Source organism: Streptomyces sp. NPDC058289 (assembly GCF_042880975.1).
In the GTDB taxonomy this organism is placed as follows: Bacteria; Actinomycetota; Actinomycetes; order Streptomycetales; family Streptomycetaceae; genus Streptomyces; species Streptomyces stoeckheimensis.
Genome location: NZ_JBHVYI010000020.1, coordinates 1 through 12,053, shown reverse-complemented (window position 1 = coordinate 12,053; position 12,053 = coordinate 1). Strand labels below are relative to the sequence as shown.

At 72.9% G+C, this 12,053-nt stretch carries 7 protein-coding genes; 2 read left to right on the top strand and 5 right to left on the bottom strand.

The features are described 5' to 3' along the window. Nucleotides 1-20: 20 nt before the first annotated feature. The gene (gene nrdR / locus ACFVX6_RS12910; RefSeq protein ID WP_389690696.1) at nucleotides 21-533 is read right to left on the bottom strand and encodes a transcriptional regulator NrdR; all 513 of its coding nucleotides are present in this window, start codon (nucleotides 531-533) and stop codon (nucleotides 21-23) included. Nucleotides 534-1,010: 477 nt separating this feature from the next. On the opposite strand from nrdR, the gene lexA reads away from it, so the two are divergent. Continuing rightward, complete coding sequence (gene lexA / locus ACFVX6_RS12905) at nucleotides 1,011-1,802, top strand: transcriptional repressor LexA (protein WP_214953278.1); 792 nt, start codon at nucleotides 1,011-1,013, stop codon at nucleotides 1,800-1,802. A 76-nt stretch (nucleotides 1,803-1,878) separates the two neighbouring features. Here lexA and ACFVX6_RS12900 read toward each other — a convergent pair whose 3' ends face one another. The 4 genes from ACFVX6_RS12900 to ACFVX6_RS12885 all read right to left on the bottom strand — a co-directional run bounded on the left by ACFVX6_RS12900 (nucleotide 1,879) and on the right by ACFVX6_RS12885 (nucleotide 8,629). After that, nucleotides 1,879-3,849 (bottom strand): ATP-dependent DNA helicase, encoded by a 1,971-nt coding sequence (locus ACFVX6_RS12900; RefSeq protein ID WP_389690694.1) that lies wholly within the window; start codon nucleotides 3,847-3,849, stop codon nucleotides 1,879-1,881. Nucleotides 3,850-3,901: 52 nt separating this feature from the next. Beyond that, nucleotides 3,902-5,788 (bottom strand): IucA/IucC family protein, encoded by a 1,887-nt coding sequence (locus ACFVX6_RS12895; RefSeq protein WP_389690692.1) that lies wholly within the window; start codon nucleotides 5,786-5,788, stop codon nucleotides 3,902-3,904. 173 nt (nucleotides 5,789-5,961) lie between these two features. Further along, the gene (locus ACFVX6_RS12890; RefSeq protein ID WP_389690827.1) at nucleotides 5,962-6,597 is read right to left on the bottom strand and encodes a GNAT family N-acetyltransferase; all 636 of its coding nucleotides are present in this window, start codon (nucleotides 6,595-6,597) and stop codon (nucleotides 5,962-5,964) included. 97 nt (nucleotides 6,598-6,694) lie between these two features. Further along, nucleotides 6,695-8,629, bottom strand: a complete 1,935-nt coding sequence (locus ACFVX6_RS12885; RefSeq protein ID WP_389690825.1) for an IucA/IucC family protein — start codon at nucleotides 8,627-8,629, stop codon at nucleotides 6,695-6,697. 2,662 nt (nucleotides 8,630-11,291) lie between these two features. Here ACFVX6_RS12885 and ACFVX6_RS12880 point away from each other — a divergent pair. After that, the coding region (locus ACFVX6_RS12880) for a hypothetical protein (protein ID WP_389690690.1) at nucleotides 11,292-12,053 on the top strand (762 nt) is incomplete at its 3' end.

Sequence of the window (12,053 nt, the reverse complement as noted above, 5' to 3'; positions counted from 1 at the left end):
GCGCGGAACGGGCCGTCCGGTCAGTCGGCGGCGGAGGCGGGCACGGGGACCGGAGCGGTCCCACCGGGCTCGCACTCTTGGGGGTGAGGCCGCGGCACGCGGAGTTCCGCGATGGCGGTCTCGAAGTCTTCGAGTGTGTCGAACGCCTTGTAAACGGACGCGAACCGGAGGTACGCGACCAGATCGAGCTCCTGCAACGGGCCGAGTATGGCCAGACCCACGTCGTGGGTGGTCAGCTCGGCGCTCCCGGTGGCGCGCAGCGCCTCCTCGACCCGCTGGCCGAGTTTGGCGAGGGCGTCCTCGGTGACCGGCCGCCCCTGGCACGCCTTGCGCACGCCCGAGATGACCTTGGTACGACTGAAGGGTTCGGTCACCCCGCTGCGCTTGATCACCATCAGTGAGGCCGTCTCCACCGTCGTGAAGCGACGGGAGCAGTCGGGGCACTGGCGGCGCCGGCGGATCGACGTGCCGTCGTCGGTGGTGCGACTGTCGACGACACGGCTGTCGGGGTGCCTGCAGAAGGGGCAGTGCATGGTTCCCTCACCCTCCTCTTGGCACGACTGAATCACCTCGTGAGACCCCTGAACGGCAGAGTCGAAGCTCTGTCGGAGGCTCTCGAAGCAGCCACAAGCATATGCGATGTCGGGGACCCCGGCAGACCGAGGACCACAACTTCTGGGTGGCAGCGCTCATCCAACCACTAGATCTTGGGTTGTGCTGGATTTACACCGCTCCGCGTGTCGCGGCGTCCGATGGCCGGATAACAGGCCCCGCGGTGCCACACTGGGCGCAGACCCGGACGGTGGCGACCCGACCCGGAAGGGTACCGTAAGCAGTGGCTCCGCAGCCGAACCCCCGTTCGGTCCGGATGGCCCGTCGGCGGTCTATACACCTCACGAAGTGACCACGGTGGGTGATCTCCGATTTTTCACTCGAACGTGTGTTTGGCGCAACCTTTCGAAAGCAACTACCGTTGTCCAGCTAGGGAGAACATTTCGAGAGGGGCCGACGTGACCACCACCGCAGACAGTGCCACCATCACTGCCCAGAACCGCTCCCAGAGCCGACTCGAGCCGGTGCATGCCATGAATGACGCAAGTCTGAACCCGGAGGCGGAGCCCGTACGCCCCGCACGCTCGCTGCCAGGGCGACCTCCAGGCATCCGCGCCGACAGCTCCGGGCTCACGGACCGGCAGCGGAGGGTCATCGAGGTCATTCGCGACTCGGTGCAGCGGCGCGGTTACCCGCCGTCGATGCGGGAGATCGGCCAGGCGGTCGGCCTGTCCAGCACCTCGTCGGTCGCGCACCAGCTGATGGCCCTGGAGCGCAAGGGCTTCCTGCGCCGCGACCCCCACCGCCCCCGGGCGTACGAGGTGCGCGGTTCCGACCAGCCCAGCTCGCAGCCCACGGACACCACGGGCAAGCCCGCGGCCTCGTACGTGCCCCTGGTCGGCCGTATCGCGGCCGGTGGCCCGATCCTGGCCGAGGAGTCGGTGGAGGACGTGTTCCCCCTCCCCCGCCAGCTCGTGGGTGACGGAGAGCTGTTCTGCCTCAAGGTCGTCGGCGACTCGATGATCGAGGCCGCCATCTGTGACGGCGACTGGGTCACGGTCCGTCGCCAGCCCGTCGCGGAGAACGGCGACATCGTCGCCGCCATGCTGGACGGCGAGGCCACGGTCAAGCGCTTCAAGCGCGAGGACGGCCACGTCTGGCTGCTCCCGCACAACGCCGCCTACCAGCCGATCCCCGGCGACGAGGCCACCATCCTCGGCAAGGTCGTGGCGGTCCTGCGCCGGGTCTGACGCCCGGCGCCCTCATCCAGCTCCGGGACCTACTGCGCCGGTCCCGGAGCTGCTTTGTGTGTTCTGGGCCTTCGCCCTACTTGTCCTCGGCCTGCGCCGCGGCGTCGATCGCAGCGAGCGAGCGGCGGACCTGATTGCGGTCCGTGGTGTACCAGAAGTCCGGCAGCGTGGCCCGCAGGAAGCTCCCGTACCGGGCCGTGGCCAGCCGGGGGTCCAGGACCGCCACGACGCCCTTGTCTCCGGTGGCCCGTACGAGCCGGCCCGCACCCTGGGCCATGAGCAGTGCCGCGTGCGTCGCCGCGACGGACATGAAGCCGTTTCCGCCGCGCTCCTCGACCGCCTTCTGCCGGGCGCTCATGAGCGGGTCGTCGGGGCGCGGGAACGGGATCCTGTCCATGATCACCAACTGGCAGCTGGGCCCCGGAACGTCCACGCCCTGCCACAGCGACAGGGTCCCGAACAGGCAGGTCTTCGGGTCTGCGGCGAAGGCCTTGATCAGCTCGCCGAGGGTCTCCTCGCCCTGGAGCAGGATCGGATTGTCGAGCCGGCCGCGCAGCTCCTCGGCGGCGGCCTTCGCCCCGCGCATGGAGGAGAACAGGCCGAGGGTGCGGCCGCCCGCCGCCTCGATCAGCTCCGCGAGCTCGTCCATCATGTCGCCGCGGGTGCCCTCGCGCCCGGGGGTGGCCAGGTGCTTGGCGACGTAGAGGATGCCCTGCTTGGGGTAGTCGAAGGGCGAGCCGACGTCGAGGCCCTTCCACTGCGGCACGTCCTCGCCCTCGACGCCCTCCGGGGACAGGCCCATCGACGCCGCGACCCCGTTGAAGTCGCCGCCGAGCTTGAGGGTCGCGGAGGTCAGGACCACCGAGCGGTCCGCGAACAGCTTCTCCCGCAGCAAGCCGGACACCGACAGCGGAGCCACCCGGAGGGTGGCACCGAAGCGGTCGTGGCGTTCGTACCAGACCACGTCGTACTCGGAGCCGGCCGTGATCCGCTCGGCCACTCCGTGCACGCTCTCCACCGCGGCGAGCGCCTGCTTGCGGACGGCGTCCTCGTCGTGGACCGACTTGTCCCGCGTGTTGCCGATCGCCGAGATCACGCTGCGCGAGGCGTCCCGCAGGGCCATCAGCGCGTAGCCGAGGTCCTCGGGGATCTCCTCGAGCCGGCCGGGGAGAGCCAGCTCCATGACCCGCTCGAAGGTCTCCGACGCGGTCTGCAGGGAATCGGCGGTCTTCTCGTCGACCAGCTTCGACGCACGCTTCACGGCGCGGTTGACCTGACCCGGGGTGAGCTCTCCCGTGGCGACCCCGGTCACCCGGGACACCAGCTCGTGGGCCTCGTCGACGATCAGCACCTCGTGCTGCGGGAGGACCGGGGCGCCCTCGATGGCGTCGATGGCGAGGAGCGCGTGGTTGGTGACGACCACGTCCGCGAGCTTGGCCCGCTCGCGGGCGGCCTCCGCGAAGCACTCGGCGCCGTACGCGCATTTCGTCGCGCCCAGGCATTCGCGGGAGGAGACGGAGATCTGCGCCCAGGCCTTGTCGGAGACGCCCGGGGTGAGGTCGTCGCGGTCGCCCGTCTCGGTCTCGTCCGCCCAGTCGCGCAGCCGCAGCAGGTCCTGGCCGAGCTTGCTGGTCGGGGTGGCCGCCTCGAACTGATCGAAGAGGCCCTCCTCCTCGTCCTGCGGGGCGCCCTCGTGCAGACGGTGCAGGCACAGGTAGTTGGAGCGGCCCTTGAGCATGGCGAACTGCGGGCGGCGGCGGAGCTGCGGATGCAGCGCCTCCACCGTCCGGGGCAGGTCGCGCTCGACGAGCTGGCGCTGGAGGGCCAGCGTCGCCGTGGCCACGACCACGCGCTCGCCGTGCGCGAGGGCCGGCACCAGGTAGCCCAGGGACTTACCGGTACCGGTACCGGCCTGGATGAGGCGGTGGGAACTGTCGTCGATCGCTTCGGCGACGGCTTCGGCCATGGCCACCTGGCCGGGGCGCTCCGTGCCGCCGACGGCGGAGACGGCGGCGTGCAGCAGGTCGGGGAGGGAGGGCTTCGTCATAGCAGTGCCAACCCTACGGGGCTCCGCCGACAGTGACCGCACCGGCGAGCGGTCATGACCGGTGGAGGGGGTTCGGCACGGTGCCGTGGCGCACGGCGTGCGGGCGGTCGGGCCGGTCGCGGTAGCCGTCCTCGTAGAGACGGTTCCTGTTCAGGCAGAGCCGCACGATGCGTTCACCGAGGAGGTCGAAGAGCTCGTAGCGCTCCTTGAGCTCCGGGAAACGGGCCTGGTGGCGCAGGATCTCCGCCCGCACGAGGGACCAGAACGTGTCCTCCGGAACCCCGAGCCGGTCCTCGCAGAGGGCGGAGAGGTAGCGGAAGACGCCGACGAAGAGCCCCGAGTGGATGAACTGGGGCAGGAAGTCCGCGGGCTCGGTGAGCAGGACCGCCCGGACTTCGTCCGGCATGGCCGCCAGCTCGGGCAGCGGTTCGGCGCTGATGTTGACGTCGTCCACGAAGTCCTTGACCGCGAGCCGGACCGGGACGTCGTGCTCGTCGAAGATCACGACGGTGTTCTCTCCGTGCGGGGAGAAGACGGTGCCGTAGCGGTAGAGGAAGCGGAGCAGTGGCGGCAGCAGGGCGGCGAAGAGCCGCTGGAGCCAGACCGTGGGCGTCAGACCGGAACGGGCGACGAGCTCGGCTGTGAAGGAACGGCCTCGGGGATCGGTGTGCAGGAGAGAGGAGAAGGTGCGGGCCCGCTCGCCGGGGGCGAGGTGCCGGGTCAGCGGCTCGCGCCAGATCGCGCCGAGGAGCTCCTTGTACTGGTACGGGACTTCGGGGAGCGCGTCGTAGACGGGGTGGCGGACCGTGACGGAGGCGACCTCGCCGAGCAGGATCACTCCGCATTCCTCGCGGAGGAAGGGGTCTCCGTCGCGCAGGAAGTGGATCCAGGCGGTGACGGCGGGCGCCGCGAGGGCCAGGTCCGAGGGCAGGCCGCGCCAGACCATGGTGTTGAGGACGGAGAGCGGCAGTTTGACGCTGTGGCGGTCGGGGCGGGTGAGGTTGAGGAAGGTGCGGATCGACTGCTGGGGAAGGCGGAGGTCGGGGTCGGCGGGGAGCGGGACCAGGGTGCCGGCGGCGAGGGCCGGAGCGAAGAGGGGCAGGAGGACCTCGTCCCACTGCCAGGGGTGGACGGGGAGGTAGAGGTAGCCGAGCGGGTCGAGGCCGCGGTCGCGCAGGGTCCGGTCGAAGAGGGCGCGGGTCACGGGGTCGAGCTCGGCGGAGTAGAGGCGGGCAGGGTCTTCCAGACCGGCGGTCCCCCGGTAGTGCGCGAGGGAGGTGTGGGCGGCGAGCCAGGGCAGGCGCTGGGCGGTGCGGGCCTCGGGCGCCCAGGCGGCGGTGTCGGAGGCCGAGAGTCCGATCCGCCCCTTGTTGAGGACGAGCCAGGGGTGGCCGGTCTGGTGACCTTCGAGGGCCGCGTAGTCGAGGTCGGCGAGGACGTCCGCGGTGAGCGCGGTGTGATCGATGCGGGCGTCGGCCGCGAGCGTGGCGCTGAGCTCGCGGACGAGGTGGCCGAGGGTGGCACCGTCGAGGCCGAGGAGGGTGCGCGCGCGGATGAGGAAGGCGTACGGGTCCCCGAAGGCGGTCGGCGACCCGGAGGCGGTCGGCGACCCGGAGGACGCGGGCTGCGGGGTGAGCGTGATCGTGTCGGGGGTGACGTGCCAGCTGCCGTACGAGCGGCGGCGGGCCCGGAAGCCGAGGCTGCTGCCGTCGTCGAGGGTCAGCGTCCAGGCGTCGCCGGAGGCGGCCGGGGCGGGGACCGGGGTGATGATCTCCTCGTACGCGAACTCGCCGAGCATCTTGGCGAGCAGCCGGCGGGCGGCGAACTCCCAGGTGGGACGGTTCAGTTCGGGCGGTGTGCACGGGTGCTTTGGCGACGGGGGCAGGGTGTCCGAGAAGTGGGGACCTGGGGAGTCGGGGGCTGCGGGGAAATTCTGCACGGGACTCCTCAAGATCGGGAATTTTGCTGCGTGGCGCAGAGTTTTCGAGGTGAGATGTGCGGGAAGTGAAGAGATGTACGGAACTGCGGGAACTGCGGGAACTGCGGGAACTGCGGGAACTGCGGGAACTGCGGGAACTGCGGGATGGCGGGCGGGGTGGGCGGGGGCGGCACTCAGAGGAGATTGCGCAGCGCCCGCTCGCGGATCATCAGGGCGGCTCGCTTGCCGGGCAGTTCGATCTCGGCGGGGCAGCGGAAGCCGGAGTTCAGGAAGGCTGACACGGAGGGGGTGTTGCGGATGTCCGGTTCGGCGATGACGCGCATGCAGCGGGGGCGGTTGTCGAACACCAGGTCGGCGACGGCGCGCAGGAGCGCGGTGCCCAGACCTCGGCCGCGGTTCGTGCCGTCTCCGATGAGCAGGTGGATACCCGTGTCGTGGGGCCGCGCCGGGTAGTACGCGGAAAGCGGGTCGAGGTCGGCCCGGTAGATCTCCCAGTAGCTCATCGGTGTGCCGTCGAGGAGGCCGAGGCACGGGATGCTGCGACTGTCCCCGTCCAACTGCGTCCACACGTGGGCGGCGGTGACGGCGGCCGGGCCGGCCAGTTCCCAATAGGCGTCCACCTGCGGGTCGTTCATCCAGCCGGTGAGCAGCTCCAGGTCGCGGTCGAGCCGTACCGGTTCGAGGCGGAAGACGCCGGACCTCGTCGTGACGCCGCCCCAGGCCGCCGGGGAGTCGAGCAGATCGGCTTCGGCGAGCTGGGGCAGCGACTCGGCGCTGAGACGCGGCGCGGGGGTGCGGAACACCTCCATGTGGAGCACATCGGTGCGGGCCACATCGGTGAGGACCACTCCGGTGTGGAAGTCGGTGGAGGGCATCGGGGCTCTTCTCCGTTTCGGTGCTGACGCGTCAATCGTGAAGGGGGTTGGCGATGGTGACGTAGACGGACTGGGTGTCGACGGGGCCGACGAGCTCGTCCAGGCCTCCGAGTCGGGTGAGCAGGTTCGCCTTGCAGCGCAGGGTGGGCGAGTCGAGCAGCTTCTCGGGGAGCGGGCCCAGGCCCCTGGCCTTGCCGAGGAAACGACGGAAGGCGGCCAGCAGGATGCGTTCGTCGGCGAGCCGCTGGGATCCCAAGGCTCCGATGAGACCGAGCACGTTGTTGATGCCGAGGTAGTAGGCGAAGCGTTCGTCGGTGACGGCGTCGGAGACGAAGGTGTCGCTCGTGGCGCCGATTCCGGGGAGCCGGCGCTCGAGTTCCGCGCGGCGGGATTCGCGGAAGTAGTAGCCCTGGTTGTCGCGGTAGCGGCCGCCGACCGGCCAGCCGGCCGGGTCGAGGAGCACCAGAGTGTTCTGCTGGTGCGCTTCGAGGGCGATGCCGGCGAGCGCGTCGAAGGCGAGGACCGGCAGGACGACGTGTTCGAGGTAGCGCAGGAACCACTCGGCGGCGACGGCGGAGGTCGTCCGCCCTGTGGTGGCGGCGAGCCGCGAGACGGTCTCGGCGAGCCGGGAGCTCATGCCGGTCCGCCCGGGCCACGGGCGAGGTGCGGTGAGCGCGGCGATGCAGGGGGCGTCGTCGCCCGGTCGGAAGGGGTTGTGCCGGAGCACGACGTCGAGCCCGGGGACGGGTGCGCCGTCCGGGGCGTCGACGGCGACCCACGCGGGATCGCGGACGATGTCGAAGCCGGGGTGGGCGGACTGCCACCGCTCGGCGAGTCCGGTGCGGAGCAGCCGGTGCACCTCGATGCCGCGGTGGAGTTCCTTGCGGAGGTTCTCCCGACGGGAGTTGGTGATGCGCAGGCCGAGGGAGAGCTTGAGCATCGCGGGGGCGCCGGGCTGGTGGACGGTGCGGATGGAGGAGGTCGGATACCAGGGGGCGCCGTACGGGCCCAGGTCGTGCAGGAGTCCCGCGTCGCGGAGGGCGGCGACCGCGGGGCGTTGGAGCAGGTCTCGGGCCTGCCAGGGGTGAAGGGGAAGGGGGGTGGCGCCGTCGGGCACCGGGAGCCCGGGGGCGAGGCGGCCCAGGAGCCGGGCGGCCGAGACCGGGCGGCCGCGTTCGGTCCAGGCGGAGTCGGTGGCGAGGACGGCGGGTGCGACCGCCACCCAGTGCAGGGGGAAGGAGCCGTGCAGTTCGGGTGAGTAGCGGCGCACTTCGGCTTCGGAGAGCCCTTCGCGGCTCTTCGGGGTCGGGTGCAGCGGGTGGCCGAGGAGGAGCGACTGTTCGGCAGTGAGGAACCGGTCCGCGGCGACGGGGTCGGGTGCGGCCGGGCGTTGGCGGCGGTCGGTGATGAACTCGGCGGTCCGGTGCACCGAGTCGGCGACCCGCCCGACGAGGTCGGCGCCGCCGGGGGCGTTTCCGGGGGTGCTTTCGCCTTCGCGGGAGATCAGCGCCGCGAGGGTGACCGCGTCCACGGCTGGGGCGTCGGCGGTGACGCCTTCGATGCGGGCCGGGCCGAAGCGGTGCCAGCCGGCTGCGGACCAGTAGCGGACGGCGACGAGCAGGGCGGCGCCCGATGCGGGGAGGGGGATGCGAAGGACGGGCCCGGCGGGCTGTTCGAGTCCGGTCTCGCGGACCCAGCAGCGCAGCAGGTTCTCCACCGAGGCGGCCTCGGCGGCGACCCTGGGGTCGGGGTGGTCCAACGGGTCGGCCGCTCCCGCGCGGGGTCGGGCGGTGCCGTCCTTCTGCCGTGGCACCGCGGCGGGTGACTGCGGCTCGGCCGTCGGCCAGGGCATGCCCGCCGCAGGCATGCTCGGAAGCCCACCGGCAGGACCGGTGGAGCCGTCACCCGTCGGCGCCGCTGCCGTGGCCCGCTCCTCCGCTTCGGCTGCGCCGCGTCGTGGGGCCATCGCGTCCTGGGCAGCGACGGGCGTGCCGGTGGGCCCCGAGACCGAAGGGGCAGACACAGAAGGCCCCTTGGGCACCGCCGTGCCCTGTCCCCTCGAGGGCAGCTCGTCCGAACGCCCGGGGCCCGACGGTGCCGGGTCGGCCGCGGAGCCGGGTCCGCTCGCCGCTCCCAAAACCTCCGCCCCGGGCCACCCCGCGAGGGCATCCGCGGAGCCCCCGACCGGCAGCCCCTCAGCCAGTCCTGCCGGACCAGCGTCGGCCGCAGCCCCGGAAGCCGACTGCGAAGCCACGGCCGAAGGCACACCGCCCAAGGCCCCACTGAGAGCCGTCCCTCCGGGCCCCGCCAAAGCACCGGCCAACGGCGGCCACACGATGACACCGGTCGAAGACCCACCGGCCACGGCCGCATCGGTGGCGAGGAGAGGGGACCCGTCCGCCGCAGCGAGGAGCGGCGGCCACGCGGTGGGAGGAGACGTCGACCCACCGGACACAGCCGGATCGGCGGCGGGCCGAGGGGACTCGTCCGCCGCAGCAAGCAACGGCGGCCACGCGGTAGGCGGCGCCGACGACCCACCAGACACGGCCGGATCAGCGGCGGGCCGAGGGGACGCGTCCGCCGTAGCAAACAGGGGCGGCCACACGGTGGGCGGCGCCGTCGACCCAGGGGACACAGCCGCATCGTCGGCGGGCCGAGGCGAACCGTCCGCCGCAGCAAGCAACGGCGGCCACGCAGTAGGCGGCGCGGACGACCCACCGGACACGGCCGGATCAGCGGCGGGCCGAGGGGACCCGTCCGCCGCAGCAAGCAACGGCCTTGCGGTGGGAGGGGGCGTCGGTCCAGCGGCATCCGGCGGATCGGCGGCGGGCTGGGGAGAACGTTCCGCCGAAGCGGGTGTCGGCTGCCATGCGGGGGCGGCGGACGGAGGCTCGCTGCTCAGGGCCGCGGGCGAAGCGGGCGACTCAGGTCGAGTCGCAGCAGCCGGAGGTGTCGGGGCCGGCGTGCCGTCCGAGGGGAGGGAGGGGTTGGGTGGCGCCGCAGCAGCCGTTACAGCCCAGGCCGCGCTGGCTGACGGCTGCCCGGGCGGGGCCCCTGGGACGGCCGGGGCCGGGCTCGGACCGGGAGCCGTGGGTTCGGTACCGGAATGCTCCCCCAGCCGGGTCGGCAGGTTCCCGGCGGAGGCCGTCAGCGACGGTGAGGGCCGCTCGTCCGGAGGCGGCGTCAGCCCGACGCCGAGGGTCGGGCCCGACGGCGGCGTAGGTACGGATCCGAGGATCGGGGCTGTCAACGACATGGGCACCGATCCGATGGGCGGGGTCGACGGCGGCATGGGCACCGATCCGAGAGTCGGGGTTGACGGCGGCGTAGACACGTCTGGGCCTACGGGAGCTGGCGCCGGCGCGCTTTCGGCGACGGACCGGGCCCCCGGGGCGGGGGCCGGCTGCGGCTGGAGCCCTGCGGGGGCGCTCGGAAGCAGCGAGGGGCGTTGCCCGTCCACAGCAGCCGAACCGTGGGCGGCCCCTGGGGGTGCACCGATCGTGGGCGGTCCTCCGGGAGGAGTGACTGACGCAGTCGAGCGGGGCCCTGCCTCGTCCGGAGTCGGCCGGGGCGAGGAACCGACGGGGAGAGGTGTGGTGGGTGCGTGCCCGTACCCGAGGGCAGGGGAAGAGCCCGGGGCGTCCGGAGAGGGAACCGGACCGCCCCCTACGCCGGATGGCGTGCCCGGGGCCGGGGCCGACATCGCCGATGGCGCGGCGGGCACCGGCAGCGGCGCAGCCGCAGCAAGGGGGAACCGTGACGCATCGGCCTGCACCGACAGCGGCGGCGCTGGGCAAGCCGATGAGGAGAGCGGATCAGCGGGCATCGGTGACGGAGGAACTGACTGAGCCGGAGCCAGCAGGGGCTGTGGCGCATCGTCAGGTGCCGAGGCGGGCGGCACAGAAGCAGCCGACGGAAGCGGCGAACCCAGCCGATCGGCGGGCGCCGACAGTGGCAGCGCGGGGGCAGGCGAAGAGTCCGGCGACAGGGGAACGGACTCAGCCGAAGCGAGCAGTGACCGTGGCGGACCGGCGGGCGGCGCAGCGGCGGGCGTAGGGAGCGGCGAACCCAGCCGATCGGAAGACACCGGTGGCGGAGGGGCCGGGGCAGACGGAGAGTCCGGCGACACCAGCGGATCAGCGTGCATCGGCACCGGCGGCGCGGGCTCACTCGGAGCGAGTGGGGGCCGCAGCGGATCGGCGGCCACCGACGCGGAAGGAACAGAAGCCGCCGGAGGGGCGGGGGCGGGCCGGAAGTCGGTAGAGGCCACTGGATCAACGGGCATCGCAACCGGCGGCGCGGGCTCGGCCGGAGCCACCGGGGACCGTAGCGGAGTGGTGAGCACCGGCGCCGGGGTGGACGCGGCCCGAGGTTGCGGAGACGCCTGCGAAGTGGTGAGCGGAGGGGGCGGGGTGGCAGCGGCCCGAGGTTGCGGGGACCCCAGCGGAGCCGGGGGCGGCGGCGTGGTGGCAGCGGTCGGACTCTGCGGTGGTTGTGGGGGGTTGGCGGGTGGCTGCGCGGAGGCGGGCGGCGTCAAGCTGGGCCCCAAGGGGGCGAGCAGCGGGGCCGACGGCACCGCGGGCGTGACCGGGTGAAGGCTGGAGCCCACAGTTGCGGACGCCGAAACCGTGGACGGGGCCGACGGGAGGCCGGAGTCCAAGGCGCCGGGCGGCGGGACCGGGGACGCGGCCGAAGGGCGGGTGGGATCCGAGGCGCCGGGCAGCAGCGCGGTGGGGGGCGACAGCGGAAGGGCCGGGTCCAACACTACGGGCGCCGAGACCGGCGGCACCGTGGACGGAGCCGACGGGTGGGTGGGGTCCGAGGTGCCGGGTGGTGGCACCGTGGGGGTCGCCGACCGCAGGGCGGAGTCCAAGGCGCCGGGCGGCGGGACAGGGGGAACGTTGGGGCCCAGGACTGCGGGCAGCGGCACCGTGGACGGGGCCGGCGGGAGGGCGGGGTCCCCCACTGCGAACGGCAGCACCGTGGGCGCGACCGGGGACACCGCGGCGGCCGCCGACGGAAAGGTGGGACCCGAGGCACCGGGCAGCAGCGCGGTGGGGGTTGTCGGCGGGACGGTCGGGCCCCCCGCTACGGGCGGCAGCACCGTGGGCGGGACCGGGGACACCGTGGCGGCGGACGACGGAAACGTGGAACCCGAGGCGCCCGACGACAGCACCGTCGGGGTCGAAGGCGGGACGGTCGGGTCCCCCGCTACGGACGGCAACACCGTCGGGGTCGAAGGCGGGACGGTCGGGCCCCCCGCTACGGACGGCAGCACCGTGGGCGGGACCGGGGACACCGTGGCGGCGGACGACGGAAACGTGGAACCCGAGGCACCCGACGTGACCACCGGCGCGGTCGACGTCGTGCCGGTCGGGCCCCCCGGTGAG

Excerpts from the sequence above, each read along its gene's own strand:
- ACFVX6_RS12885 (WP_389690825.1), bottom strand. The coding sequence starts at position 8,629 with ATGGCCCCACGACGCGGCGCAGCCGAAGCGGAGGAGCGGGCCACGGCA.
- nrdR (WP_389690696.1), bottom strand. The coding sequence starts at position 533 with ATGCACTGCCCCTTCTGCAGGCACCCCGACAGCCGTGTCGTCGACAGT.
- ACFVX6_RS12900 (WP_389690694.1), bottom strand. The coding sequence starts at position 3,849 with ATGACGAAGCCCTCCCTCCCCGACCTGCTGCACGCCGCCGTCTCCGCC.
- ACFVX6_RS12890 (WP_389690827.1), bottom strand. The coding sequence starts at position 6,597 with ATGGAGGTGTTCCGCACCCCCGCGCCGCGTCTCAGCGCCGAGTCGCTG.